Consider the following 26,370-nt stretch of genomic DNA (forward strand, 5'->3'; position numbering starts at 1 on the left):
GCCGGGGCCACGGACCGGCCGGCCGGGCAGGCGCGGGCCCGTCGGCCGGACAGGTACCGGCCGGGACGGCTGCGGCCGCCTGGCCGGACGGGTGGACCGGCCGGTCAGGTGCGGACCCGTCGGTCGGCCAGGTGGAGCGCGCCGGCCTGCCGGTCAGGTGCGGGCGCGCCGCGCGGCTCCCAGGGCGGCGGTGCCGCGAGCCAGGTCGAACGCCGCCACGATGTCCCGCTCGTCGTCCCACGGGCTCGCCCCGCACCAGGGGCCGATCAGCCGGAACTGCTCCAGGGCCGCCTCGTACAGTCCCGTTCGCAGCAGGTGGTGGGCCAGCAGGTGGCGCAGGCGCGGCAGGCGCCGGTCGCCGGCGGGCACGGAGCCCAACGAACGGGCGACGGCGAGGAGGAGGTCCCGGGCCCGCCGGCCGGACGGCAACCGGCTGCCGCGCTGCTCCAGCTCCTGCAGGGCGTGCAGGTAGACGCCTGCGAGCGGGCTGCCCTCCGGGGCGGTGCTCAGGGCGTACTCCGCGAACGCCAGCATCTGCCGGTCGGACCCGAACCACTTGGCGCACCAGTACTGCAGGGCCTGCCAGTGGGCCTCGTAGTGGTGCGGGGCACGGGCCGTGAGCCCCGCCCACAGGGGGACGAACTGAGCGGGGGAGTACTGGGCGCCGCGGGCGGCGGTGACCATCACCACCCACGGGCCGGGGTGGCCGGGCGCGGCGAGGGACGCCTTGCGGGCCGCGTCGACGGAGGCGGGGACGAGCTGTTGGAAGCGGCTCATCCGCTCCTCGGGGACCTCGTGCGCGTACGCGCTGCCGCGGATCGCCCAGGCGCGGCGCAGCAGCAGGAGCGCGTGCAGCGTCGCCGCGTCGCCGTCCTCGGGCCGGGCGGCGCGCCAGGCGTCGACCCAGCCGTCGTCCTCGGCGGCGATCTGCTGGAGCAGTTCCATGCGGGACCAGTGCTCGTCCCAGTCCTGACCGGCCCCTTCCAGGTGGGCGGCGGCGGCCTGCCAGTTCCCGTCCCAGGCGGCGTCCGCGAGGGCCTGCGCGGCCTTGGCCTCGTGCAGCGGCGGGGGCGGCCCGGGCCAGCGGTCGTCGAGGTCCTGGCGGGGGACCAGCCCGTGGGCTGCGGGGTCGAACTGCTCGGGGACGCGCGCGGCGAGCCGGGAGCGGCGCAGGGAGGCGGTCAGACGGATCACCCGATGATCTTCCGTCGGTCGCCGTGCGAACGCAACGCTGTGCGAGAACGGAACCGGGCGGAATCGACGACCGAATGTTATCGGCTACGTGCCGGGGCGTGACCTGGGCGGATTAGGTTCACCGGGACAGCTGTGACTACGGGGGCAGGGGAGACGATGATGCGCATCGCGCGCGGACTGGTGGCGGGCGGTGTGGCGACGGCCCTGCTGGGCGGGGCCGCCACGGGATGCGACGGACCGGATACCCCTCCGGCGGCGAACCCCCGGGCATCGCAGTCGTCCGCCCCGGCGGCCCCGGAGCCCACCCGCACGCCCCCGCCCACCCCGTCCCCGGCCACGACCTCGGCGCCGACACCGACACCGACACCGACACCGTCCGCGGCGGAGCCGAGCACTCCCCGGCGCACCACGCCCCCGCCGAGCTCCCCGGCGCCGCGAGCCACCCCCGCCCGCAGCGCCACGCCCCCGCGGACGGCGCCGCCCGCGCCGACCTACCTGTCGATGGGCGTGCGGACGTCCGGCGGTCGGATCGACCTGGCACGAGGAGGGGGACCGCAGGAGTTCACGGTCACCCTCGACAACGGCAACACGCGCGCGTACCCGCAGCTGAAGCTGGTGTTCCAGATGGAGATGCTGATCGACGGCAGGTCCGCCGACCAGGCACCCCAGGACGGCTTCCTGCTCCAGCGCTGGGACCCGGCGTCCGGCGTGTGGCGGAACGAGCCGCTGCGCATCGCCAACGACACGGTGCCGCCACACCTCCACGGCGGCGGCACCCCGCTGGCCCGCGACGCGGTACGGACCGTGCGCTACCGCCTGACCGCCCTGGACCAGGGCCCGACGGGCAGCACGCCGCTGATGGTGACGCTCATCGACACGGCCGCGGACACCCGCGTGGCGTACCACTACCTGCCGCACACCACACGCAGGCCGTAGTACCCGCGCGGAGGGCGGACCGGGCCGGCGGCGGGCCGGGGAACCCGGAGCCGCGCGGCCGGCCTCCCGGCTGACCCACCGCGCGCCGGCAGCGCACACCCGCAGGAGGCGAGCCCCGCGAAGCCGCGGCCACCGCGGACCCTGCCCTCGCGCAGTAGGTGACCCGGGCGCGGGTCCCAGGTAGCGCGGTTGGTGGACTCGGTGGGGTCGTGGCGCACTGGTGGAACGGGTCGCAGTGTGCGGATGTTGAGCCCGCGCGGTCGGTGGACATGGTGGGGGTCGTGGCGCACCGGTAGAACAGGCCGCACTGTGTGGGTGTTGAGCCCGCGTGGTCGGTGGACTCGGCTGGGTCCTGGCGCACCGGCGGGTCAGGCCACACCGCGCGGAGGCCGAGACTGCGCAGCCCGCAGCCCGCAGCCCGCAGCCCGCAGCCCGCAGCCCGCAGCCCGCAGCCGGAGCCGCAGCCGCGGACCGTACGGCCTCAGGGGACGACGCGCAGGGCCCGGTACGCGTACCCGTCCTGGAGGAAGCCGGGCTGCTCCCACCGCAGCCGCACCGGCTGCCCGGCGGCCAGCGCCCGGAACCCGTCCATTTCCAGACATGAGTAGTGCGCCCAGCACCCGCCGGGCGTCTCGACCGAGTCGAGTACGCCCCACCCTTCCTCGTCGTGCCACTCCCGAACCGTGGCCACGACCACGTGCCCCACCTCCGTGTATCTCTCCCCCACGCCTTCCACCCATCGAACCACCGTCGGCGACGGCGGTCGTGCTCTCCGAGCGCCCTCTTCTCCGCTGCCGGCCCGGAGTGGCCGAAAGCGGCGCCGGGCCGGGCGACGGCTCTCCTCCTGACCGAGGGCGCAGCCAGTGGCCCCTGTCGACGGCCTCTGCCTGCGCGTCCTTCGCTCCTGTCGCGTCCCGAACGGTCCCGATCACTCCTGCGCAGGACCCCGCACGACGTCCCCGCCGCGCGCAGCCGGCAATCCCCCCCCATGTCCCCGTCCGGTGGTCGCGCGTCTCGGCCGACACCGTTCGAGGACGGGTGCTGACCTGCACGACCTCGACGCGCTGCTCGCGCGCCTGGGATCGGTTCCCGGCCCGCCGTTCGCCCTTCAGAGCACGGCGTGTCCGTGCGCGCGGGACGTCAGGTGAGTCGCCGCCCCATCTTCGCCGACTGCCGGTTGTGCCCCTTCGTGTCCCACCACTCTTCCAGGTGGGCATGGACGAGGTGCACGAGTTGCGCCAGTCGGTCGGGAGGGGGCGCGGGCGAGGTGAGGACGTCCACCCAGGACTTGTCCTGCCAGGGCAGAGCGACGACCCAGCTTTCGTCAGGGCGGTCCTGGCGGCCGACGGTCAGCCAGTACGTCAGTGTCGCGCCGCGGTCCGGATGGTGCTCGACGGACATCCTCATGACGTCGAACCGGAGCCCGTCGGCGGTGGCGTACGAGCGACTCAGAGCCAGTTCGGCTGGCGTCCGTTCCTCCACAGGGGCCTGCCTCCTTTCACCTCGGCCAGCGCCCCACCCGTGTTCAGCAGGCGGCGGCGCTGGAGGCGGCCGCAGCCGACCGGTCGACCCTGTAGGCCGTCAGAAGGTCGTTCGTCCCGGCCGGGGTTCCGATCATGGTGCGGAACTTCTCCACCCGCGGGCACTGGTTGGCGTAGGTGGAGTAACCACCGCGGCCGTTGGGGTCTCCGGACCAGATCGCAGCACTGATCTTTCGGTCCATCGTGCTGTTCCAGCCGTGCCGCAGCTTGATGTGCTTCCAGCCCCACGTGCTCGTGCCGCAGCGAAGGGTGAAGAACCGGGGCCCGCGGTGATACTTCTTCAGGATGTAGTTGCGGCTGTTGCTCCTGCACTTGGCATCGAAGCTCTCGGCCGCTTCGGTGACGGTATCCCCGGAGACGGAGGACGGCGTGGCGGACGCGGAACCGGCTGCCGGGATCAGCAGGACCGATATGGCTGCGGCAGTGGACAGCGCCGCCTTGGCGGAAGCGTTGAGAAGCATGTGTTCCCCTCTGTTCTCCCCAGGGTCAGTGGGGAGTGGATGTGACGTGCCTCATGGGTGACGCGGCATCACCGTTTCACCGCTGGCGTCCGCCACCAACCGACATTCAGGCCATTCGGGCGCATGTATCGCAGTGCCGCCCTCAATGTGACGGAACGCAGGCAAAGCGGAGGGGCTGCCTGGGCCGGCCTTCGGGGCCAGGCTGATCCCACGGAAGTCGATGTCGGCCCGGCCTCGCACCGTCGACGGGTGCGCGTGGAAGGTGGGCAGGGACGTGAGTCGGAGCGCCGCCGGAAGGAGGCGCCTGCGCATGGAGAACTCCGGACTCCGGACCGCATGCTGATCCAGCGGACTGCCGGAGCGAGGTGTGGACGGCGTTCCGTCAGATCTTCTCGACTCGCACGGAGCGTCCCGCGAGGAGTTGGTTCATGTCGTCGGTGTCGGAGGTGAAGACAGTCGCATCGGCTCCCTGCGCAGCTTCCCGCCCGGCCACGGCCGCCAGAATGGCATCGATGGCGTACTTGTGCCCGTGCAGGCCGGCTGTCTTCAGCATGTCGCGCGCCATGGCGGTCACCTGGTCGTCAGTGTGCACGATGCGGATTCGGGACAGCGTCCAATTCCACAGCGCCTGCCGCGACGTTTCGCGAGGGTCCCATGCTTCCAAGGTCGTGAGCGCTGACGTGACGATCGGGATGTGTAGCCGGGGAGCCGTCTTGATCAGCGCAGTCATCTGCCGATCGCCTTGAATGGCCTTGGAGAGAGCCTCGGAGTCGAACACGAAGATCCGCTGTCGCGGCCGGTGCAGCTTCGCCCGGGCAGTGCGGCTCACGCGGCCTCGTCCGAATGTGATCGCTGCTCGTCATGCCAGCCGTCAATGGCGGCGATGCGGTCCAGTGCTGCCTGTTGTTCGTCGTCCGTCACAGTGCCGTGCTCTTCTTCGAGGTGTTCGGCCAGCTCGCGCAGCCGGTCCATGGCGTCCTGATGAGCGGCGGCGGCCGCGATGTAGCCGGATACGCCGCGTGCGTCGACGCGCTGCTTGATCGATTCCACCAGCTCGTCCGGCACGGTGATGGTGATCTTCCGGGATGCCATACTTCAAGTATGGCACACCTGCTCGGTTCGGGGTTGGCCGGATGGTGTGGAGTCTTTGGGGGTACTCGGGAGATCGGCTCTCCGTCCACTCATGCAAACCGGCCCCGGACGGAACGTCCGGGGCCGAGTGGGACCCCTTCCCTGAGGAGAAATCCCAGGTCAGGGCCATGCGTTTGGTGCCCCCGGCAGGATTCGAACCTGCGACACCCGCTTTAGGAGAGCGGTGCTCTATCCCCTGAGCTACGAAGGCGGGGCCTTGCATGGAGCTTTGCGGAGCACTCTGGGTGAGCGTCCGGCGCCGCTGCGGCAGGGCCAGGGACCGCCCCTGAGGGAGGTCCCTGAACAGGGTAGCGGATCAGGGAAGGGGAGAGGGCGGCGGAGGAAGGCTCCGGCTCGTTCTCGGCCCGGGCTCATGCTGCGGCTGGAACGCGGGGGCTCGCGGGAGCGTCGGCGACGCCTGCCGGGTGCCGGGTGCCTGCGACCCGAGTCGGCTGCGACGCGTGCCGTCCCCGTGCGGGATGGTGGCGGGCGTGCCGTGCGCGTGTGAGCCGAGGGCGGTAGGGGCCGCGCGTGGTCACCGGTACCAGTTGCCACTGCTACCGCTGGTCACCGCCACCGCCACCGCCACCGCCACCGCCACCGCCACCGCCACCGCCCATCAGCCACCGCCACCTCCGCGACAGCGGACACCCCCGCCCCCGAGGTCACCAGGCCCGGGGCCACCCTCGGCCCACGGGTCGGCTGGCAACAGCCACTGCGGCCGCGGCCCGTGGGCACACCAGCACCTCCGGTCCCAATCCCACGGTCACCCCCGGCCCTGGTCACCCCCGGGCCCCGGTCACCTCCCGGGCGTCGCCACGGACTCCCACAGGCGGACGGTCGTCTCGTCGAGCTGCTGGAAGCGCTGGGTGATCCGCTTCAGGACCGACGGCGCGGACGTCGCCTCGTAGCGCAGGGCGAGGACGCCCAAAGCCTCCCAGTGCCGCATGGCCTCCTCGTGCAGGGCGAGGGTGCGCTCGGGGGCGCCGGCGGTCCGCAGGGAGCGGGCCATCAGCTTCAGGCTGGGGACCGCGTAGAGGACCGAAGCGTGGTGGAAGAGCCGGCGGGCGCCGTGGGCGGAGCGCTCGGGCGAGCCGGCGAAGCACTCCTCGCACAGCGCCTGGTAGCGGCGGATCGCCTCGCGGAACCGCTCCTCGGCGAAGAACCGCTCCGCCTGGCGGACCAGCGCCCCGCTCAGTTCCGCCCCGTCCGGGGACCCGGCAGCGGGGCCGGAGTCGTCGGAGACGGCGTAGAAGAAGCCCATCGCGTCGTGTGCGTCGCTCTTGATGCGGTCGCCCGCCGAGCGGACGAGGTCGTCGAAGGCCACCGCGGCCCGGCAGCTGTACGGTTGTGGGCCGACGACGAGACTGTCGTGCACGTCGACGTGGCCGCGGTCGGCGGCCATGCCCTGCACGACGACCGCGTGCAGGTACGGGTGGTTGTCCCGGTAGACGTCGGCATAGCCGAGGTGGGCCGTGTTGACCCACACGATGACCGCCTTGTGCCGTGCCAGCAGCGCCTCCAGCTGCGGAGCCGGCGCGTCGAACGCGATGGGTTCCTTGTGCACCGTGAACCCGGAGCGCGTCATGCCGAGAGCGCCCGCCTCCTCGACCGGGAAGATGTACTCCGGGTATCCCGACTCGTCCAGACCCGCCTGGAACAGGTAGCCGTCCCCCCGCTCGAAGACGGTCTGCTCCGCCACGGGGCGGCCGGCGATGCCGGCAAGGACCGAGTAGCTCCCGGTGAGGCAGTTGACGGCGGCCTCGTCGTACCGCTCGGTGATGTGGCTGTCCATCGGCGTCAGCCCCGCAGTTCCAGGGTGCAGCACTTCACGCTGCCGCCGGCCTTGAGGAGTTCCGTCAGCTCCACGCCGATCGGCTCGAAGCCGCGCGCGGCGAGCCGCGCGGCGAGCCCGGTGGCGGCCTTCGGCAGCAGGACGTGCTTGCCGTCGGACAGCATGTTCAGACCGAACACCGCCGCGTCCTCGTCGGACGCCAGGACGGCGTCCGGGAACATCGCGCGCAGGACGGCCTGGCTGCCCTCGCTGAACGCCTTCGGGTAGTAAGCCACCTCGTCGTCGGACAGCACCGCGAGCGCGGTGTCCAGGTGGTAGTACGACGGGTTCACGAGCCGGAGGCTGGTGACGGGCAGCCCGAAGAACTCCTGCGCCTCGAAGTGCGAGCGCTGGTCGGTGCGGAAACCCGTGCCGGCGAGCAGGCGGCGGCCGACGACCAGGTAGTCACCCTCGCCCTCGTTGATGTGCTCCGGCCAGTACAGCTCCCCGAAGCCCTGCCGCCGGAACCACTCCAGGTACAGGGGGCCCTCCGCGGTGCGTTCGACGTGCCGGAAGCGCGCGCCGAGCACCTTGCCGTCGACCACGGTCGCGCCGTTGGCGGCGAAGACCATGTCCGGCAGCCCGGGGGCGGGCTCGATCTCCAGCACGGTGTGCCCGAGCTCCCGGTACAGGTCGCGCAGCCCCTCCCACTGGCGCCGTGCGAGGCCGCCGTCCACGGGCTTGGCGGGGTGCATCCACGGGTTGATGGAGTAGGTGACGTCGAAGTGGCGCGGGGGGCACATCAGGAACCGGCGCGGGGTCGCCGTCCGGGTCCGGTGGCCTGCTTCGGGCTGGTGCGCAGTCATGCGTGTCGCTCTCCTGAATAGGCGAACAGGGGGGAACGGGGTTCGCTCCCCCCGTCGATGGCGGGGGTGGTGTGCGCGGTGGCGGCGGCGATCAGGCGGCCGTCCGGGGTGCTCCAGTCGGCGAACCGCCAGGCCGCGAAGCGCTCGGGGGCCGTGGACCGCCCGACGGCGGGGCCTTCCTTGTGGGTGGGCCGCGGGGCGGCCGGGCTTTCCCGGTGGGCGGGCCGTGTGCCGGCGGGCCCTTCTCGTTGGGCGGTCCTTTCGGCCGGGCTTCCTCTGCGGGTGGGCCGCGGGGCGGCGGGGTGCTCACCTGCGGGGGGCCGCGAGTCCGCGGGGCCTTCCCCGCGGGCGGTCCGCCCCTCGGCGGCGTGCTCCCGGCCGGCGAGGGGCTTGCCGAGAGCGGGCCGGCCGGCCGCGGGCCCCTCGCCTACCGGCGGCACGGCGCCGGTGCGCCCGGGGGCCGGTGCGCCGGACGCCGTGAGGTCGAATCCGCGCAGGCCGCCGAGGGTGGTGGCGCCCACCTTCACCAGGGACTCCTTGCGCACCCACAGGCGGAGGAAGGCCCGCGCCGGGTCGGGGTCGGCGCGGACCGCGGAGAGTTCCGCGGGGGCCAGCACCCGGGCGGCCACCCGGGGGGAGAACACCGCGCCGGCTGCGTCCTCCACGTCCACGCCGACCGGGCCGTGGCCCGCGGCGGCGGCGACGGCGCCGCGGGTGTGGGACAGGCTCACGCCCACGCCGGGCAGGCCGCGCAGGAACGGCCGGCCGTGGTCCTCGCCGCCGCACCCGGTGCAGTGCTGGCCGAGGACCAGGGTGGCCGGGTCCACGCCGAGGTACCGCGCCGCGCACAGCCGTACCAGCACGTGGGCGGCCAGGTAGTCGTCGCGCTGCTGCCCCGCGGGGTGCCGGGCGGCGCGGTCCCGCTCGTACGGGGCGAGGACGACGGTGTCCAGCAGCGGGAGGACGTCCGCCGTGGCGCGCACCAGGGCGAGGGGCGTCGGCGCGGCGGGCGCCGGGGCCGGGGTGTGCGGCGGCCGGGTGGGCACTGCGGGGTCCTTCCTCGCGGGGTTCGGTCCGGCTGCGGCTGCGGCTGCGGCTGCGGCGGTGCCGGGTCGGTACGGGTGCCGGGACGCGGGTCAGTGGCCCATGCCGATGCCTCCGTCGACGCGGAGCACGGTGCCCGTGACGTAGCCGGCGTCCTCGCCGGTGAGGTAGCCGACGGCCGCGGCGATCTCGGCGGGCGTGGCCATGCGGCGCATCGGCACGGTCGCCAGCAGGCTCTGCCGCTTGTCCTCGGGCATGGCCGCCACCATGTCGGTGTCCGTGTAGCCGGGCGCGACGACGTTCGCGGTGATCCCGTGGCCGGCCACCTCCAGCGCCAGGGACCGGGTGAGGCCGATCAGGCCGGCCTTGGAGGCGGCGTAGTTGGTCTGGCCGACCGCGCCGGACAGCGCGACGGTGGACGACATCAGGACGATGCGGCCCCAGCGGGCGCGCATCATGCCGCGGAGCACCGGCTTGATGCCGTGGAACGCGCCGAGCAGGTTGGTCTGGAGCGGCGCCTCGAAGTCCTCGGCGGTCATGGCGGCGAGCGGCCGGTCCCGGGTGATGCCCGCGTTGTGGACGAGCACCTCGATCGGGCCCAGTGCGTCCTTGACGCGGGCGCACGCGTCGGCGACCGCCTCCGCGTCGGTGACGTCGCAGCGTACGGAGAACAGCCCGGCGGGCGGCTCACCGGTGCGGTGGCTGACGGCGACGCGGTCGCCGCGGGCGGCGAGGTGCCGGGCGACGGCGAGGCCGATTCCGCGGTTCCCGCCGAGCACGAGGGCGGTACGAGGCATGGTGCGGGCCCTTCTTCGTTGCGTGTCCAGTCGTACGGGGCTGCCGGGTCGGGTGGTCGACGCCCCGTCTGCCTGCCGGCGTCCGATGCGCGAACACACCGCGTACGCCGCGGGCGCCCCGGCGCCCGCCCCGGTGGGCCGCCCAGGCGGACGGCGGCTGTGCGGGTGCTCCTAGCGGTCCCGTCCCGGGCCGGTGCCGTCGAGCGCGTCGAGCGCCTTGCCCAGCACGTCGCCGATCTCGCGGGCGGGGCGGGCGTCCATCATCTGCATGTGGGTGCAGGGGATCCGGTGCTCCAGCAGGCGGCCGTCCACGTAGGGCAGCCACGGCTCCCCGAAGGCCGGCGGCCGGCCCGGCTCCTCGTCGGCGACGAAGAACAGCACGTCACCGCGGTACCGTTCGGGCCGGAACTCGTCGCGTACGCGGATCAGGTTCTCCACGACCGCCAGCAGCCGCTGCTCGTCGGGCACGACCTGGCGTACGGCTGCCGTCTCCGCCTCGATCAGCTCCCACAGGTCCTCCGGGGTGTACTCGTCCCCGGAGACCATCACCGTGTCCAGCATGGCGAGCAGCTCGACCTGCTCGCCCTCGGCCTGGAGCCGGGCCGCCAGCGAGTGGGCGACGAGGCCGCCGAACGACCAGCCGAGCAGCCGGTACGGGCCGTGCGGGCGGACGGCGCGAACCTGCGCCAGGTAGTCGTCGAGGAGTTCCCCGTAACCGGCGGACATCTCGTCGGCGGGGGTGATCCCGCGGGCCTGGAGGGCGTACACCGGCTGCTCCGTGTGCAGGGCGCGCATCAGCGCGGCGTAGCTCCAGCTGAGCCCGAAGCCCGGGTGGATGCAGAACAGCGGCGGCCGGTCGCCTCGGGTGCGCAGCGGCAGCAGCACTCCGAAGTCGTCGGTCCGCGCCGCCGCGCCGGCGGTCCTCGCGGGCGCGCCGGGCGCCGGGCGCAGCCGCTGGGCCAGGCCCTCCACGGTGGGCGTCTCGAAGAGGTCCCGTACGGTCAGGTCGGCGCCGAGCCGTGCGCGGATGCCGCGGACCAGCCGGATCGCCAGCAGCGAGTGCCCGCCGAGGTCGAAGAAGCTGTCGGTGGCGGCCACCTCGGGCACGCCCAGTGCCTCCGCGAACAGCGCGGCGAGGGCGGCCTCGTCGCCGGCGCGGGCAGGCCGGCCGGTGCCGGTGCCGAAGCCGGGGTCGGGCAGCCGTCCGCGGTCCAGTTTGCCGGCGGGCGACAGCGGCAGCGCGTCGAGCGGGACGACGGCGGCCGGGACCATGTGCGCGGGCAGCTGCCGGGCCAGCGCGGCGCGCAGCAGGTCGGGGTCCGGGGCGGCGCCCGCCGCCGGGGTGACGTAGCCGACCAGCCGCCGTTCGCCCTGGTGGTCCTCGTGGACGACGACGACGGCCTGGGCCACGTCGGGCTGCGCGCAGAGGACCGCCTCCACCTCGCTCGGTTCGACCCGGAAGCCGCGCAGCTTGACCTGGTCGTCGGTGCGTCCGACGTACTGGAGCTGCCCGTCGGGGCGGCGGAGCACGATGTCGCCGGACCGGTACATGCGTGCGCCGGGCCGGCCGAAGGGGTCGGGGACGAAGCGGGCCTCGGTGAGGTCGGGCCGGTGCAGGTATCCGCGGGTGACGCCGGCCCCGGCGATGTACAGCTCGCCGGGCACGCCGACGGGCAGTGGCCGCATCCGGTCGTCGAGGACGTACAGGCGGGTGTTGCGCAGCGGCCGCCCGATGGGCGGCGCCTCCTGCGCGGAGCCGTCGCCGCCGGTGGCCCGGGTGTCGGACGCGCTCGCGTACACCGTCGTCTCGGTGGGGCCGTAGGCGTTGACGAGGCGGGCGCCGGGGACGGCGGCCCGCAGCCGGGCGGCGACCTGCGGGGACAGTGCCTCGCCGGCGACGACGAGGTGGTCGGCCCGCAGGTCCGGGGCGCCGTCGGCGATGAGCCGGTCCAGCACGGACGGGACGCCGCTGACGAGTGTGCCCTGCCAGCCGCCGCGTTCACCGATCTCCAGCAGGTCGCGGACGATCTCGATGCTGCCGCCGTTGAGCAGGGGGCAGAGCACCTCGAAGACGGAGACGTCGAAGCTGAGGGACGTCGCGGCGAGGACCCGGTCCAGGCCGTCGCCGAAGGCGTCCGCCGCCCAGGCGGCGAGGTTGGCGACGTTGCGGTGGGTGACCTCGACGCCCTTCGGCCGGCCGGTCGAGCCGGACGTGTAGATGACGTAGGCGGTGTGGTCGGAGGTCGCCGGGGAGGCGTCGGGGACGTCGCCGGACTCCTCCAGCCTGGCCGCCGTGCCCGGGTCGTCGAGCAGCAGGACCGGGGGCGTGCCGGGGCCGGCCGGGAGGCGGTCGGCGGACGAGGCGTCGGTGACCAGCAGGGCCGGGGCGGCGTCCCGCACCATGAAGGCCAGCCGGTCCTGCGGGTAGGCGGGGTCGAGCGGCACGTAGGCGGCTCCGGCGCGCAGCACGCCGAGCAGGGCGACGACGGCGTCGGTGGTCCTGCGGGTCGCCAGACCCACGAAGTCGCCCTCCCGGACACCGCGTTCGGCGAGCAGCCGGGCCATGCGGGCGGAGCGCCGGTCGAGGTCGCGGTAGCTGAGGCGGTCGGTGCCGCAGACGACGGCGGTGGCGTCGCCGCGCAGCGCCGCCTGCCGCGCGAACAGGGCCGGGACGGTGTCGGAGCCGAGAGGGGCGCCGGTGTCGTTCCAGTGGTGCAGGACCCGCTGCCGTTCCTCCTCGTCCATCAGGTCGAGCTCGGCGAGGGGGGCGCCTGGCTCGGCGCAGACACCGGCGAGCAGTTGGGCGAGGTGGTCCGCGAGGGCGCGCACGGCGTCGGCGTCGAAGCGCTCGGTGTCGTACTCGGCGTAGAAGCGGACGTCGTCCCCGGACTCCACGAAGGTGAGCATCAGCTCGAACGCGGCGGTGGCGTTGGCGATCGGCAGTGACTCCGCGACCAGCCCCGCGGCCGGCGTGCCCGCCGGGCCGGTGCGGACGTGGTTGAGGGCCAGTTGGAAGACCGGCTGGCGGCCGGCGGAGCGGGGCGGGTTGACCGCCTGGACCAGCTCGTGGAAGGCCACGCCCTGGTGGCGCAGCGCCTGGAAGGTGCGGCCCTGCACCTGGCGCAGCAGCGGCAGGAGGTCCTGGCCGGTGTCGCACGCCACGCGCAGCGGCATGGTGTTGACCGTCAGGGCGACCAGGCCCTCGGAGCCCGGTTCCAGCCGCGTCGACAGGGGCACGCCGAGCACGAGGTCGGTCTCGCCGGTGTAGCGGCCGACCAGGGCGAACGCGCCGGCGGCGAGCACGGAGAACAGGCTGGTCCGGTGTTCCGCGGCGAGCGCGCGCAGTCCGGCCGCCACGGGGCGCGGCAGGTCCCGGCGGTGGGTGGCCGCGTGCCGGCGTGTCGTGCCGCCGAGCCGGGCCGTGGGCAGGTCCAGGGTCGCCGGTGCCCCGTCGAGTGTGGTGCGCCAGTGCTCCAGGGACCGGGCCCGGCGCCGGTCGGAGGCGCCGGAGAGCCGGGCGGCGACGTGGTCGGCGTAGCTCAGGGCGGGGGGCGGGAGCGGGTTCGGGCGTCCTTCGGCGCAGGCCGCGTACAGGGGCGGGAACTCGCGGGCGAGCACGTCGAGGGAGTCGCCGTCGGCGATGCTGTGGTGGGTCACGAGCAGCAGGACGTGCCGCTGCTCGCCGAGCCGGAACAGGGTGGCCCGCAGCAGCGGTGCCCGGTCCAGCAGGAACGGCCGGTCCTGGGCTTCGGTGAGGTACCGGTCGGGGACGGTGTCGGCGGGGTCCTTTCCCGGCGAGCCGAGGTCGACCTCGTCGAGCGGCACGGTCACCGTGTCCGCGACGGTCTGCCGCAGTTCGCCCCCGTGGTCGGTGATGCTCACCCGCAGGGCCCCGTGCCGCTCGGTCAGGGCCTGCAGCGCGCCGTGGACGGCGGCCCGGTCGAGCGGGCCGGTGAGCCGCAGCGCGAGGGCCAGGTTGTGGGTGCCGGGCCTGCCGTGCGCCGCCTCGGCGAACAGCACGCTCTCTTGGGTCGGGAGAAGGGGAAGGGGCCTGGCCTCAGTGTTCATGTCCGGTTCCGTCGGCTGGGGGCGGGCGGTCCGGCGTCCGGGTGACGCGGACGCCGACCCGGTCGGCGCGGGGCGGTTGCTCGGGGCTGGGTGGAGCGAGGGCGCGGGGCGGGGCGGCCTGTCGGCGGCACACCGCCCGACACCCCGGTGGGCCGCGATGGCTCGCGTCGCGGGGGAGCGGTGGGACCTCCGGGCGGCCCCGGGAGGGGACGCCCGGGGCCGGAACCGGCGGGTCGGGCGTCCACGCCGTGACCGCCGGCCCGTCCGCCACCCCGCGGGCGGGCCGCCGGCCGCGGCGCGGGCCCGCCTCAGGCCGCGCTGACCCGCGGGGTGTCCGGGTCGGTGGCGAGGAGGGCGACCGCGCGGGCCGCGAAGTCCTCCAGGGTCTCGTCCGGCGTCACCGCGGAGACGTACATCGGCTCCTCGATGTCCGGCGCCAGGTGGTAGCCGCCCTTCCGCATGCCCGCGTACAGCGTGGTGTACGGGGACTGCGCCTGGGCCGCGACATCCGCCTTGCGGCGCACCTGTGCGGCGCGCGGGACGAAGATGAACGCGAAGATGCTGCCGGTGCGGATGAACTGGAAGTCGAGCCCGTGCTCGGCACGGTGGCGCTCCACCGCGGCTTCGAGCAGCGCGCCCTTGCGCTCCAGCTCCTCGTAGAAGCCGTGCTCGGCCAGCACGTCGAGCGTGGCGAGGCCGGCCGCCATCGTCAGCGGGTTGCCCGCCAGGGTCCCGCCCTGCAGGACCCGCTCCTCGTCCAGCAGCCGCATGACGTCGCGGCGGCCGCCGAACGCGCCGACGGGAGTGCCCCCGCCGACGATCTTGCCGAAGGCGGTGAGGTCCGGAGTGGTGCCGAGCAGGTTGGACGCCGGGCCGTAGGTGAGCCGGAAGCCGGTGATGACCTCGTCGAAGACCAGCAGCGCGCCCTCGCGGTCGCAGATGCGGCGCAGGTCGGCGAGGAAGCCGTCCTCGGGCAGCACGAGCGACATGTTGCAGGCGACGGGCTCCACCACGACGGCGGCGATCTCGCCGGGGTGCTCGGCGAACGCCCGCTCGACGCTCGCGGCGTCGTTGTACTCGGCGTAGAGGTTGGACCGCATCGCGGCCGGGTCGAGCCCGGCGTCGCGCATCCGGGACTCGTCCTTGTTCTGCACCAGGTCGAAGTGGCCGTGGTAGCCGCCGTTGAAGCGCAGCACACGGGTGCGGCCGGTGAAGGCGCGCGCCAGCCGCAGCGTGGACATCACGGCCTCGGTGCCGCTGCACACGAAGCGCAGCTGCTCCAGGTGGCCGGCGGTCGCGGTGATGCGCTCGGCGAGCTCGATCTCCTGCATGCAGTACGTGCCGAAGAGCGTGCCGGCCGCGGCCTGGCGGGCGATGGCGGAGCTGACGGCCTCCGGCGCGTGGCCGAGGATCAGCGGCCCGAAGCCGTACATGAAGTCGACGTACCGGGTGCCGTCGACGTCGTGGAGGTACTGTCCGCGGGCCTCGGCGACGACCAGCGGATCGGTTCCCACGTTGCGGCAGGCGCGGAGCGGCGAGCTGGCGCCGATCGGGATGCTGTGCAGGGCACGCTTGATTTCCGGCCTCATGGCGACTTTTCCGTTTCCGTCTCGATCGTGCAGTCGGTCATCAGGACGTCCAGCAGCGCCTCGGCTTCCTCACGGGTGTCCCGTGCGAAGTAGGCGGTCAGGACCGTCTCGAAGTTCAGCGGCGGGGCGAGCACGAACTGTCCGTCCGCGCGGTGCAGGTGCACGGTGGTGACGCCGTTCTTGCGGCACACCTCGACCGCGCGGTCCGTGTTCTTCAGGAAGCCGCTGCGCTCGATGGGGGCGTCGTACTCCAGCGCCACCCGGTGGTGCAGCGGCTTCGGGTCGACCGCCTCGCGGCCCAGCCGGTGCAGCAGGTCGTAGGCGTCGAGACCGGTGCAGATGCGCAGCTGCTGGTACGTGGTGGTGCCGCCGCCGCAGAGGCGGGGGGCGAGTTCGAGGATCCGCAGCCGGCCCTGCCCGTCGAACCGGAACTCGGCGTGGAAGGGCGAGTCGTCCAGGCCGACGCTCGGGATCACGTCCGCCAGCAGGGCGCTGAAGTCGCGTCCCAGCTCCGCGTCGAACGGCTCCGTCAGGTAGGCCACTTCGTGGAAGAGGGGCCCGACCAGCGGCGGCAGCTTGCGGTGGACCTGGAGCGGGATGATCCTGCCGCGGCTGACGACGCCGTCGATGGCGTACTCGTTGCCGTCGAGGTACTCCTCCGCGAGCATCCGGGACTGGCCGTTGCCCTCCCGCAGCACGGCGCAGACCCGCTTGGTCTGGAGGAACGCCTTCGGGAAGTCCTCCGGAGTCCCGGCCTTCACCACGCCCGCGCTGTAGAAGCCGTTCGACGGCTTGACCACGACGGGGAAGGACAGGGCCTCCGTGACGGCGGCCAGCGCCTGGGGCGCCTTCGCCGAGGGGTCCAGCTCGATGTGGCGGGTGATGTGGTCGCGGACCGCCGGGTGCGCCTTGAACCGGGTCTTGTCGGCCAGGCACAGCAGGGTGTCGATGTCCCTGGTCGGCAGGGAGAGCTCGCCCCGCAGCAGCTCCAGCTGGATCTGGTAGCTGTCGTGGAAGGAGATGACGTCGTCGAGTCCGTCGAGGTCGACGGCGGCGCGCGCCGCGTCGATGACGGCGCGCCGCCACTGCTCGCGGTCGTCGCCGGTGAGCTGCGGCGGGTCGAAGAAGCGGACGGCGAAGCCCCGCTGCTCCGCGTAGTCGAGGTAGTCGCGGCAGTCTTCCTCGCGGCCGAGGAGGAGTACGTTCACGGAAATGGCCACACTCTCTGTGGGAGGACGGGTCAGGCGGTCTGCGGGGCCGGGCTGTCGGTGTGGAGGCGGTTCTCCCCGCCGGCGACGGCGCGGCGGATGCGCCACAGGCACACCGCGGCCATCACGGCCTCGAAGACGGAGAAGATCACCCACATCACCGGCAGCATGTCCGGATCGTCCCGGAAGAACAGCACGAACACGGTGATCGTGGGTACGCACAGGCCCCACATGAGGACGATCCGCGCCACGAACCCGAAGCGGGCGAGCCCGAGGCACTCGAGGACGCCCGAGCCGACCATGGAGAACATGAAGGCGGCGGCGTACGTCCACAGCACCCGCGAGGTGTCGACGGCGTGGTCCGTCACGGCGGAGCCGGCGCCGTCGAGGCCGAACGGGCTCAGCAGCAGGGACGGCGTGAGGATCTGGAGGGCCGCGACGGCGGCCACGTACCCGCCGGAGATCGTCAGGGTGACCCGCATGATGTGCGGGATGTCGCCGTGCCGGCCGGCGCCGACGGCCCTGCCGCACAGGATGTTGCAGCCCATCCCCAGGCCGATCAGGGGGATGACGGCGGCGTAGTTCAGGGCCAGGGCGACGTTGTTCGCGGCGAGCGCCACCGGTCCGAGGACCCCGGCCAGCCAGACGAACGCCGTCTGTCCCAGCTCCTCCAGGCTGAGCGAGCCGCCCGCGGGTGCGCCGCGCCGCAGCCGCAGCCACAGCACCCCGGCGACGCGGCCTGCGCCCTGGCGCAGCAGCCGGCCGAAGCCCGCCGCGTAGCCGCGGGGCAGGCACACGGCGTAGCCGAGGAACATGACGGACACCGCGCACAGCGTGCCGAGCGCGGAGCCCCGCATGCCCATCTCCGGCAGTCCGAAGCGGCCGAAGACCAGGCCGACGGTCATCACGACGCCGACGGCCTGCCCGATGAGCCCGACGGTCATCGGGATCCGGGTGCGGCCCATTCCGTTGAAGTACGACGACAGCGCCATGTTGAGGGTCATGACGGCGCCGAACAGGGTGGACAGGCCGAGGTACTGCGACTCGAGTTCCTGGATGTGCGCGGGGTGCCCGCTCAGCTGCGGCACCCGTGTCAGCAGCGGCGTGGCGGCCAGCAGCAGCGCCGACAGCAGCAGGCCGAGGGCGAAGCCGTTGGCGCCCTCGTCCATCGTGCCGCGCTTGTCGCCGCGACCGTGCGCCTGGGCCACGTAGGAGCGGGTGATACCGACCGCCCCCGTGGTAACCATGATCACTGTGGTCGCGGTGAACACGGCGGGTCCGGACGCCTTCAGGGCGTCCTCCGAGTAGCGGGCCAGGCAGATGCGGTCGACCAGCATCAGGACCAGGTTGCCGACCATGCCGAACATCAGCGGCACCGAGACGCGGACGACCTCGCCCATCGCCCGCAGGTCGAGCAGCCGGCTCCGGGTGGCGCTCATCGCCCGGCACCGCCGGCGGGACCCGAGGTCACAGGGTCACTCCGGATTCCTCGAGCAGCTCGTGGACGCTCTTGAGGAGCGCCTCGCGGTCGGACAGGTCGAAGGGCAGCACGTCGCCGACGTCGAGCATGGCGTCCAGCCGCTCCTCCAGCCCGACGAGGAAGCGCATCTGGTCGAGCGAGCTGATGATGATCTGCGACGGCTCCGCGTCGGCCGGCACGTCGCGTGCCTGCGCGAGCTGCTGCAGCAGGTCGTCCACGACCGTCTTCAGGTCTTCCATGGAACTCTTTCCCTCTGTGGGTACGGTTGCGGTGGGCCGGCCGGGTCAGGCCCCGGCACCGGGCAGGCCGTAGGACAGCAGCGCGTACGTGAGCCGGTCCAGGCCGATGCCCGCGCAGCAGGTCCCGTCGGCACCGAGCCCGCGCAGGTCGAAGGCGTCGGCGAACACCTCGCCGTGCGCGTTGACGCTCGCCACGGACAGCTCGCCGGTGCCCAGCGGCACCCGTACCTCGAACTTGCTCTTGTTGAGCAGCTGCGCCTCACGGGTCATGGTGGGCGCGTCCCCGAAGAAGGCGTCGGAGGCGCTGACGATGCGGTGCGGCACGCCGAGGTCGGCGAAGAACTCCGTGAACGCCTCCAGCATGCGCGCGAAGTCGCCCGCGACCTCCTCGGTGCCGCCCATCCGCACCAGTTCGAACATGCGGAACTCGCCGAGCCGCGTCGGGCCGTGGTTGTGCGACTCGTGCCGGAAGACCGGTCCCTCGATGCCGAACAGCCCGGTGCCGTACCGCTCCTTGAGCTCCGCCGCGTTGGCGTAGACGTGGTAGCAGGTGACCGGTGTGAGGACGGTGTCGGCCGGACGGTAGAAGGAGTCCCGTGCCTCGGTCTGGCCGGGCCGCAGCTGGGAGACGGTGACGCCGTCCCAGTACTGGTCGCGGATCCGGGCGACGGCGTTCACCAGGTTCGGGAACTTCTGGTAGTACCCGGCCCGGACCAGCACGTCGCGGGAGAGCTGCGCCGGCCCGCTCAGCAGCGGCGCGCCGAACGGCTCGGCGAGCCGCTCGCGGCACAGTCGGCGCACCCGGTCCATGGCCGCCGTCCACTCCGGGCCGTGCAGGTAGGCGCCCCGGGCCACGGCGATCCGGTGGTCGTCCTCGGGAGCGCGGCAGGTCAGTCCCGGCCGCCCGGGGTGCTCGGCGACGACCGTCACCGGCACCTCGCGGTGGCCGCGCAGGAAGTGGCGGACCATCTCCCCGAGTTCCGACTCGGTCGGGCCGGCGGGGACGCGGACCTCGACGCCCTTGTCCAGCGGTTCGACGGTGGTGCCTGCGTGGTGGAACGCGAGGGCCTTGCGCAGTTCGTCTGCCGCCTCGGCGCTCACCGGACGCTCATGGCGGTAACGTACGCCGTTCATGTGCCGCCCCCTCAGATGCGGTGGCGCATCGGGACCCAGTCGGCCAGCAGGATGGCCCGCTCGCCGGGCCGGTCGGCGCCGCCCTTGCGGATCGGGCCGACGTAGTGGCTGACGAGGTGGTCGGTGATGGCGTACGCCTCCAGGGGGTTCTCCATCTGGAACTCGGCGAGGCGGTCCGCCGGCGGGACGTCGTGGGGCTGCTTGCCCCGGTACTCGGGGGTGGCGATGAGGTTGGCGCCGCCCTCGGCGTTGTCCCGGTAGATCAGGTGGGCGAAGACGTAGGGCTCGCCGTCCTGGTGCAGCTCGTTCGGGGACGAGACGGCCTCCTGGTCGTCCTCCTCGATGTGCAGCTTGATCAGGTGGACGCCGACGTAGAGCGGCCAGACCGCGTCGTCCTCGCTCCAGCGGGTCTGCGAGAAGTCGAACTGGATCATGTCCAGCAGGAGCTTGTTGCCGCAGACCTCCTCGCTGATGGCCGGCAGGTTCCGCGTGACGTTCACGTACTCCGGGTTGTTGTCGCCCTGGTAGTAGCCGTTCATGCCCTCCCGGGCCTGGCTTTCCGTGGCGGGCATCCAGAAGAATTCCCGGGACCACGGCAGGAAGACGCCGCGGGCGTAGCGCCGGTACCGGCCGGAGCCGATCGCGTACGGGTCCTCCGGGAGATCTTCGTAGGCGGCCCGCAGTGCGCGGTAGTCGCTGTCCGTCTCGTCGATGCCGAATTCGGTGCCGAGATTCCAGCGGTCCCAGCCCTGGTGGGAGAGGGTCGAAGGATTTGCAGGCATAGCGAAAAGCTCCCCCGTTTTCGTAAGTCAGCAACAGGCACCGGAATTTAGTGCAGAGGAAGAGCTGCGGGCAACGTGACGTCAGTCACGAAAGATTCAGGCCGTAAGCCAAGTTGGCTGAAAAACATCTCGGCATCCAGCGGCTGATCAGGGAATTCTGCGCGGGCTGCGTGATCCAGCCTGGCCGTCCCGGTAAGCGGTGGGGTCCATTCCGCCCGTTTTCGCCACGTGTCATGGTGTCGCGCCGTAATCGCCGTGAAGGTTCAGGGGTCGATCTATGTTCGTTGACAAGCCAGTTGGCGCCTGGTTAGGGTTGTAGTTGCCAAGCATCTCTTTATTGAATAATGGGGGAATAATGCCGGACACCGTTATTGATGACCGAATCGCTGCGGTGCTGAGGGAGATTGCGGAACTTCCGGAGTCGTTCGAGATCACGCCCGACCAGGACCTCAAGTCCGACCTGAGCATCGATTCGCTCAAGCTGATCGACGTCGTCGTGCAGGTGGAGGCCGTCCTGGACGTCGAACTCGGCGACGACTTCTCCCGCGACCTCGTCACGGTGGGGGACCTCCAGCGGCACGTGAGCGAGCACGTAGCCGGCTGAACCCGCGCGCGTACCTGCCCCTCCGAAGCACCGCCCTGGAGAGTTGCGTTGTTTGAGTTCTCCCTCGGCCCGGTCGCGCTGTGCGCTCCGGGCCCGACGAACGGCACGGACGAGCACGAGGGCTTGCCGGCCGACCTGCACGAGGTGATCGGCACCGCAGGCGACCAGTTCCGCGACGCGTTCACCCGGACCTGCCTGTACCTCGCACTCGGTGCCGCGGACGCCTCCGGGGCGCGCGCGGACGGTGGTACGCGCACCGACGACACCGTCGTGATCGGTACCGAGTACGGCAACACGGCCGCCCTGGTCCGGCTCCAGCGCCACGCCGCGGAGAAGGGGAAGCTGCTGTCCGCCCAGTACTTCCCCAACGCCACGTCGAGTTCGGCGTCGGCGTTCGTCAACCTGCGCATCGGCTCGACGGGCCGCAACATGACCGTCAACGCGGGCGCCCTCACACCGGTGCTCGCCCTGTGGCAGGCTCTGTCGGCCCTGGACCGCGGACGCTCCGACGTCAGCCGCCTCGTCGTCGGCGACGTCTACGGGCCGGAGGCCGTCGCCGACGCGCGGCTCGACGCACCCGACGTGCCGTGCCGGGACGGCGTCGTCCACGCGTTCCTGCACACCGGCACCGACCTCACCGCGGAGTTCGCGTTCGGCGCCGCCGACGCGCCGCCGCCGGGCCTGGTGCGCACCGTCCGCAAGACCACCGCCCACAGCACCGGAGCCGACGGCGCCGGAGCCGACGGGGCGGCGCGCGTCGCCTTCGCGGAGCACAACAGCGCCTTCGCCACCCGCGCCTTCCTGGACCTCGTGCACACCCTGGAGCCGGCCGAGGGGGCCGTCCTCGAATGCCGTGCCACGGACGGCCGGCACGCCGCGGTGACGGTGACCCGGCGACACGCGAACACCGACAGCACGGACGGGGGGCACCGGTGAGTCAGGGAGCAGCAAGGATGGACCAGGGAGCGGAACGGGTCTTCATCACCGGCCTCGGCGTCATCTCGCCGGCCGGCGCGGGCACGGCCCCCTTCTGGGACGACCTGTGCGCGGGCCGCAGCCGTTTCGTGGAACTGCCGCCGCTCTACGCCGGGATGAAGCCCGGCATCCTCGGCGGCCGGGTGCCGCAGGAGGCCCGCGAGACCGCCCTGGCCGCCGTGGACGCGGTCACCCGCGAACGGCCGCGCGCCGCGTCCCTGTTCGCGGAGTTCGCCGCGCTGGAAGCGCTGGAGGACGCCGGCCTGGCCCCCGGCGACCCGGCGCTGCGCGACGCGGTCGTCTGCGTCGGCAGCAGCGACGGCCAGGCGGAAGCCCTGGAGGACGTCGTCGCCGGACGCCGGGAGCCCGCGGGGACCGGCGGCTTCTCCAGCTACTCCATCGCCCAGGGCGTGGCCCGCACGGTCGGTGCCACGGGTCCCGCCTACCTGCTGCAGAGCACCTGCGCCTCCGCGAACGTGGCGCTGTCGTGCGCCCTGGAGATGCTGCGCGCGGGCGTCGCCGACACCGCGGTCGTCGGGGGCTGTGACCCCTACTCGGAGAAGAACGTCATCGGGTTCAACACCCTCCAGGCGATCGGCCCCGTCCCCTGCAAGCCGTTCACCCGCGGCCGGCGCTACGTCACGCCGTCCGAGGGCGCGGGCATGTTCGTCCTGCAGACCGAGCGCGCCCTGCGCGCCGGCGCCACCCCGTACGCGGAGGTGCTGGCCACGGCCGTCAGCAACGACGCGAACCACCCCACGGCGCCGGACCGCGACGGCGTAGCCGCCTGCCACCGCAGGTCGCTGGAGGAGGCCCGCCTCAAGGCCGACGACATCGACGTGGTCTTCGCGCACGGCACCGGGAGCCGCGCCAACGACACCATCGAGGGCGGCATCTTCGCGGAGCACTACCCGCGGGCGGCGGTCACCGCGATCAAGGGCACCGTCGGGCACCTGATGGGAGCCGCCGGAGCCGCCAACGCCGTGGCGGCCTGCCTGGCGCTGCGGCACCGCCTCGTCCCGCCGACCGCGGTCGACCCCGACGACGTGGAGCCGGGTGTCAACCTCGTCACCGGCGCCCCGCTGGCCGTGCCGGACCTGCGGTACGTCCAGAACAACGCGTTCGGCTTCGGCGGGAACAACGCGATCAGTATCTTCCGGAACGTGTCGTGACACCTCCCCCGTCCCTCACCGGCGACAGCGCGGTCCTGCGGCTGTCCTCCGACGGACCGCTCGCCGTGCTGACCCTGGACAGCCCGCCGATGAACCTCTTCGACGAGGCGATGTGGGCCGCCTGGGCGGACGCGCTGGACTGGCTGACCGCCCACCCGCCGCGGGCACTGCTGGTGAGGGCGGAGGGCCGGGTCGTCAGCGCCGGCGTCGACGTGCGCGTCTTCGCCGAACTCGCCCCGGAGGACGCGGAGGCCTTCTGGCGGCGCCAACTGGGCCTCACCCGGGCGCTGGAGGCACTGCCCTGCCCCACCGTGTTCGCCGCGCACTCGCTGACCCTCACCGCGGCCTTCGAACTGGCACTGGCCTGCGACCTCGTGGTCGCCACCCCGCAGGCCCGGTTCGGACTGGTCGAGCGGAAGGTCGCGTTCACCCCGGCTATGGGCGGCACCCAGCGGCTGGCCGAGCGGGCCGGTGCGTCACGGGCCCGCGAACTCGTCATGACCGGCGACCTGTACCGCGCGTCCGTGCTGGCGGACTGGGGCGTGGTCAACGCCCTCTTCCCGCCGCCGTCGTTCGACGCCGACGCGCACGCCTACGCGATGCGGCTCGCCACCGGGCCCACCCGGGCGCACCGGGCGACCAAGGAGGTCGTACGGCGCTGCATGGACGGCGGCGTCCCCGCCGCCGACGCCTGCCTGCCCGCCCTCGCCGCCGCCGTGGCCGCCACCCGCGACCACAGCCGTGCCGTCACGGCCTTCCTGGCGGAGGGGCCGGACCACACGACGGACTACGCGGGCCACTGAGCCGCCCGCCGGGCAGGCCCGCGCCGCGCGGACCGGTCCCGCGGCCGCACCCCGCTATCCCCGGAGCGCCCCGGTCGTGCCCGCCGGGGCGCTCCGCGTGCCCGCACACGGTTCCGCGAGCGATCGGCGCAGGAAGTGTTGTCGGCAGGCGGCGTGCGGGTCTCCCAGTCGGCGGACGTCGGGTCGGCGGACGCGGACAGGGAGGAGCAGTCATGGAGAAGCGTGCGGAGCGGTCGGGGCGGGCGGCGGGTGGCCGGAGCGGTGGGCGCCGGCGCGGGCACCGGGTGGAGAAGCGCCGTCACCGGCGGGGGCGCCGAGGGGCCCGGGCGGGTGCCGTCCTGGCGGGTGCCGTGATCGTCGCGGGGATAGCCGTGGTGGGCGCGGTCGGGCTGGCCGTCAGGGACTCCGGTCCCCTCGGCGCGGCCTCGGCTGCCGCTTCCGCCGGTGACGCGGCCACCGGGGCGGCGGCCGGCGCGACCGCCGGGGCGGACGGCGGTGCGGTCGCGTCGCCCACGGCGGCCTCCCCGACCCCTTCGGGCGCGCCGTCGGCCGATCCGTCGCCGTCCCGGACGCCGTCGGCGTCGCCGTCGGCCGGGCCTTCGAAGGCCCCGGTGCCGCGCGCGGCGGCGTCCCCGGCGCGGAGCCGTACCGCCGAGCCGCGTTCCCCGCGTGCCGCGGCCCCCACCACGAAGGCGGGGACGGCGCCCAAGGGCGGTCCTGTCGGGCCCGATCCGACGCTTCCCGGGCCCCGTACGGCGTCCAGGAACGCGAGTGAGGCGGAGGCCATGTCGCTGAGGCTGCTCAACGCCGAGCGGGCGACGGTCGGCCTGCCTCCGCTGGCCCTGCGCGCTGACCTGAGCGACTTCGCCCGCAGGTGGGCCGCGCACATGAGCGCCTCGGGCTTCGGGCACTCCGGCGACGGCGACAGGGAGTACCTGGTGACCGGCGGCCGCACCTGGGTCGGGGAGAACATCGTGTGGTACAGCGACGCGTCGATGACGGCCCAGGAGGTGGCGGAGAAGTTCCAGTCCATGTGGCGGCACAGCCCGGGCCACTACAAGGCGCAGACGAGCGCGTCGTTCACCGAGGTCGGCGTGGGCATCCACCGTGACGAGTCCGGCTGGTGGGGCGTGCACAACTTCTCCGACGCCCGCTGACCCGCGGCGCCGCGCGTCCCCCGTGCCCGTCCGGCCGGGGCGGCCCGCCGGGCCGGTCCTGCGGTGCGGCCGGCCGGCGGGCCGTGCGGCGCCCGTCGCCGTCCGCGCACCTCCGGGCCCCGGCCGCCGCTCGGGCCGGCTCCCTGCGGCGCCGGGGGCCGGACGGCCGGAAGCCTGCCGCGGCGCCCCCTTGCTCCTGCGGCCTGTCGGTGCCGGCCGGCGCCCCTGCCGGTGTCGGGCCGTGCCGGTACCCGGCCCGTTGGGGGAGACGGGCCTCGTGGTGCCCCGCGCCCGCCCTGCGCCCGGCGACGACCGGTTCCCAGCGTCCCGGCACTCGTACGGGCGTACGGGCGTACGGGCGTGGGTGTGCCGGCCGGGGGCTGCGGGAGCCGGGCCGGGGGTGGTGCGATGCGGGAAAGGCGGTCCGATATCGGTTTTCCGTCGTCGGGCAGATCACGTTTACACCCTTCACGGGCCGGTCCGAGAATGGCGCAACTCCCCACCGGATCCTGACGCAAGGCACCCTCATGCCCCATGGACGCCCCCGCCCCGCCGACGCGCCCGACCACGAGCTGACGGCCCGCATCCGCAGCGGCGCGGACCAGGAAGCCGCCGCCGTCCTCTACGAGCGGCACGGGCCGTCCGTGCTCGCCTACGCGCGGGGCTGCTGCCGCAGTGCGCACACCGCGGAGGACCTCGCCTCGGAGGCGTTCGCCCGCACGCTGGAGGCGGTTCGGGCCGGGCACGGGCCCCACGCTGCCTGGCGCCCGTACCTGTTGACCGTCGTCCGGCGCACCGCGGCGGAGTGGGCGGCGTCCGAGCGGCGCACGGTGCTGTCGGAGGACTTCGAGCGCTGGTGCGACGGCCCGTCGGGTGCCGCCGACGCCGCGAGCGCCGAGGACCGGACGCTGCGGGACGAGGACCGCAGGCTGGTGCTGCACGGCTTCCGCTCCCTGCCGGAGCGGTGGCAGGCGGTGCTCTGGTACGCGGAGGTCGACCGCGAGCCGGCGGGCACGGTCGCCCGGCTCCTCGGCCTGAGCCGCAGCGGCGTCGCGTCGCTCACCGCCAGGGCCCGCGAGGGACTGCGCGAGGCGTACCTCGCCGCGCATCTGCGGCGTACCGGCGGGGACGAGGAGTGCCGCCGCTACGGTTCCCTCCTCGCCGCGGCCGCGCGCAGACCGGAGGCCCGGGCGAAGCGGGCTCTCGCGGCGCACCTCGACGCGTGCCCCGCCTGCCGCCGGGCGATGGCGGAGCTCACCGACCTGAACGAGCGGATCGGCGCCGTCCTCCCGGTCGCGGTGCTGCTGTGGGGCGGGGAGCGACTCGTCTCCGGCGCTGCCGCCACTGCGGCGGCCGGCGGGGCCGGCACCGCGGGCACCGCCGCGGCCACCCCCGCGGGCGGGGGCACGGCGGTG

The 26,370-nt window shown here is 73.6% G+C and carries 25 protein-coding genes and 1 tRNA gene; 7 read left to right on the top strand and 19 right to left on the bottom strand.

What is annotated here, in order from left to right; genetic code table 11:
- Window positions 1–153 precede the first annotated feature (153 nt).
- Window positions 154–1,194 carry a hypothetical protein gene (locus BJP40_RS22290; RefSeq protein WP_071281856.1) on the bottom strand — a complete coding sequence of 347 codons (1,041 nt, stop codon included), beginning with the start codon at window positions 1,192–1,194 and terminating at the stop codon, window positions 154–156.
- 501 nt (window positions 1,195–1,695) lie between these two features.
- Here BJP40_RS22290 and BJP40_RS22295 point away from each other — a divergent pair.
- The gene (locus BJP40_RS22295) at window positions 1,696–2,130 is read left to right on the top strand and encodes a hypothetical protein (RefSeq protein ID WP_071281857.1); all 435 of its coding nucleotides are present in this window, start codon (window positions 1,696–1,698) and stop codon (window positions 2,128–2,130) included.
- 481 nt (window positions 2,131–2,611) lie between these two features.
- Here BJP40_RS22295 and BJP40_RS22300 read toward each other — a convergent pair whose 3' ends face one another.
- The 17 genes from BJP40_RS22300 to BJP40_RS22380 all read right to left on the bottom strand — a co-directional run bounded on the left by BJP40_RS22300 (window position 2,612) and on the right by BJP40_RS22380 (window position 20,244).
- Entirely contained in the window at window positions 2,612–2,827 is a 216-nt protein-coding gene (locus BJP40_RS22300; RefSeq protein ID WP_071274465.1) for a hypothetical protein, read from the bottom strand.
- A 443-nt stretch (window positions 2,828–3,270) separates the two neighbouring features.
- On the bottom strand, window positions 3,271–3,612 hold the full coding sequence (locus BJP40_RS22305) for a hypothetical protein (protein ID WP_071281859.1): 342 nt from the start codon (window positions 3,610–3,612) through the stop codon (window positions 3,271–3,273).
- A 43-nt stretch (window positions 3,613–3,655) separates the two neighbouring features.
- Entirely contained in the window at window positions 3,656–4,132 is a 477-nt protein-coding gene (locus BJP40_RS35835) for a hypothetical protein (protein ID WP_226962600.1), read from the bottom strand.
- Between the two features lie 382 nt (window positions 4,133–4,514).
- Window positions 4,515–4,961 carry a PIN domain-containing protein gene (locus tag BJP40_RS22315; protein ID WP_071281860.1) on the bottom strand — a complete coding sequence of 149 codons (447 nt, stop codon included), beginning with the start codon at window positions 4,959–4,961 and terminating at the stop codon, window positions 4,515–4,517.
- Window positions 4,958–5,224: a hypothetical protein gene (locus tag BJP40_RS22320; protein WP_071281862.1), complete on the bottom strand. Its 267-nt coding sequence runs from the start codon at window positions 5,222–5,224 to the stop codon at window positions 4,958–4,960. The genes BJP40_RS22315 and BJP40_RS22320 overlap by 4 nt, the downstream gene beginning before the upstream one ends.
- Window positions 5,225–5,398: 174 nt before the next feature.
- Window positions 5,399–5,474 (bottom strand) — tRNA-Arg (locus BJP40_RS22325).
- A 588-nt stretch (window positions 5,475–6,062) separates the two neighbouring features.
- Window positions 6,063–7,058: a hypothetical protein gene (locus BJP40_RS22330; protein ID WP_071281864.1), complete on the bottom strand. Its 996-nt coding sequence runs from the start codon at window positions 7,056–7,058 to the stop codon at window positions 6,063–6,065.
- 5 nt (window positions 7,059–7,063) lie between these two features.
- Complete coding sequence (gene ddaH / locus BJP40_RS22335; protein ID WP_071281866.1) at window positions 7,064–7,903, bottom strand: dimethylargininase; 840 nt, start codon at window positions 7,901–7,903, stop codon at window positions 7,064–7,066.
- The gene (locus tag BJP40_RS22340; RefSeq protein WP_071281868.1) at window positions 7,900–8,949 is read right to left on the bottom strand and encodes a 4'-phosphopantetheinyl transferase superfamily protein; all 1,050 of its coding nucleotides are present in this window, start codon (window positions 8,947–8,949) and stop codon (window positions 7,900–7,902) included. The genes ddaH and BJP40_RS22340 overlap by 4 nt, the downstream gene beginning before the upstream one ends.
- A gap of 90 nt (window positions 8,950–9,039) precedes the next feature.
- Entirely contained in the window at window positions 9,040–9,744 is a 705-nt protein-coding gene (gene fabG / locus BJP40_RS22345) for a 3-oxoacyl-ACP reductase FabG (protein WP_071281870.1), read from the bottom strand.
- A gap of 171 nt (window positions 9,745–9,915) precedes the next feature.
- Window positions 9,916–13,812, bottom strand: a complete 3,897-nt coding sequence (locus tag BJP40_RS22350) for a non-ribosomal peptide synthetase (RefSeq protein ID WP_079171366.1) — start codon at window positions 13,810–13,812, stop codon at window positions 9,916–9,918.
- A gap of 308 nt (window positions 13,813–14,120) precedes the next feature.
- Window positions 14,121–15,401, bottom strand: a complete 1,281-nt coding sequence (locus BJP40_RS22355; RefSeq protein WP_071281873.1) for an aspartate aminotransferase family protein — start codon at window positions 15,399–15,401, stop codon at window positions 14,121–14,123.
- Window positions 15,398–16,609 carry an acetyl-CoA carboxylase biotin carboxylase subunit family protein gene (locus BJP40_RS22360; protein WP_071281875.1) on the bottom strand — a complete coding sequence of 404 codons (1,212 nt, stop codon included), beginning with the start codon at window positions 16,607–16,609 and terminating at the stop codon, window positions 15,398–15,400. Before BJP40_RS22360 ends, BJP40_RS22355 begins: the two co-directional genes overlap by 4 nt.
- 32 nt (window positions 16,610–16,641) lie before the next feature.
- Window positions 16,642–18,048, bottom strand: a complete 1,407-nt coding sequence (locus BJP40_RS22365; protein ID WP_218153228.1) for an MATE family efflux transporter — start codon at window positions 18,046–18,048, stop codon at window positions 16,642–16,644.
- 28 nt (window positions 18,049–18,076) lie between these two features.
- Window positions 18,077–18,328, bottom strand: coding sequence for a hypothetical protein (locus BJP40_RS22370; RefSeq protein ID WP_071281877.1), 252 nt, complete (start codon window positions 18,326–18,328; stop codon window positions 18,077–18,079).
- A gap of 45 nt (window positions 18,329–18,373) precedes the next feature.
- Window positions 18,374–19,462, bottom strand: coding sequence for a hypothetical protein (locus BJP40_RS22375; protein ID WP_107416836.1), 1,089 nt, complete (start codon window positions 19,460–19,462; stop codon window positions 18,374–18,376).
- An 11-nt stretch (window positions 19,463–19,473) separates the two neighbouring features.
- Window positions 19,474–20,244 carry a 2OG-Fe dioxygenase family protein gene (locus BJP40_RS22380; RefSeq protein ID WP_071281880.1) on the bottom strand — a complete coding sequence of 257 codons (771 nt, stop codon included), beginning with the start codon at window positions 20,242–20,244 and terminating at the stop codon, window positions 19,474–19,476.
- Window positions 20,245–20,599: 355 nt separating this feature from the next.
- Between BJP40_RS22380 and BJP40_RS22385 the strand changes: the two genes are divergently transcribed.
- From BJP40_RS22385 to BJP40_RS22400, 4 genes are read left to right on the top strand one after another with little or no spacing between them, the layout of a single operon-like run.
- Window positions 20,600–20,848 carry an acyl carrier protein gene (locus tag BJP40_RS22385; RefSeq protein WP_079171368.1) on the top strand — a complete coding sequence of 83 codons (249 nt, stop codon included), beginning with the start codon at window positions 20,600–20,602 and terminating at the stop codon, window positions 20,846–20,848.
- Window positions 20,849–20,896: 48 nt separating this feature from the next.
- The gene (locus BJP40_RS22390; protein WP_071281883.1) at window positions 20,897–21,784 is read left to right on the top strand and encodes a beta-ketoacyl synthase N-terminal-like domain-containing protein; all 888 of its coding nucleotides are present in this window, start codon (window positions 20,897–20,899) and stop codon (window positions 21,782–21,784) included.
- A gap of 17 nt (window positions 21,785–21,801) precedes the next feature.
- The gene (locus tag BJP40_RS22395) at window positions 21,802–22,995 is read left to right on the top strand and encodes a beta-ketoacyl synthase N-terminal-like domain-containing protein (RefSeq protein ID WP_071281884.1); all 1,194 of its coding nucleotides are present in this window, start codon (window positions 21,802–21,804) and stop codon (window positions 22,993–22,995) included.
- Window positions 22,992–23,798, top strand: coding sequence for an enoyl-CoA hydratase/isomerase family protein (locus BJP40_RS22400; protein WP_071281885.1), 807 nt, complete (start codon window positions 22,992–22,994; stop codon window positions 23,796–23,798). Before BJP40_RS22395 ends, BJP40_RS22400 begins: the two co-directional genes overlap by 4 nt.
- 298 nt (window positions 23,799–24,096) lie before the next feature.
- Here the strand turns inward: BJP40_RS22400 and BJP40_RS22405 are convergent, their stop codons facing one another.
- Entirely contained in the window at window positions 24,097–24,585 is a 489-nt protein-coding gene (locus tag BJP40_RS22405; protein ID WP_143065988.1) for a hypothetical protein, read from the bottom strand.
- Between BJP40_RS22405 and BJP40_RS22410 the strand changes: the two genes are divergently transcribed.
- Together BJP40_RS22410 and BJP40_RS22415 are read left to right on the top strand one after the other, a co-directional pair.
- Window positions 24,584–24,955 (top strand): CAP domain-containing protein, encoded by a 372-nt coding sequence (locus tag BJP40_RS22410; RefSeq protein ID WP_071281887.1) that lies wholly within the window; start codon window positions 24,584–24,586, stop codon window positions 24,953–24,955. The two genes, BJP40_RS22405 and BJP40_RS22410, sit on opposite strands and share 2 nt — an antisense overlap.
- A gap of 527 nt (window positions 24,956–25,482) precedes the next feature.
- Window positions 25,483–26,370: RNA polymerase sigma factor (locus tag BJP40_RS22415; RefSeq protein ID WP_143065989.1), on the top strand; the 888-nt coding region annotated here is incomplete at its 3' end.

This window comes from Streptomyces sp. CC53 (genome assembly GCF_001865245.1).
Lineage (GTDB): Bacteria > Actinomycetota > Actinomycetes > Streptomycetales > Streptomycetaceae > Streptomyces.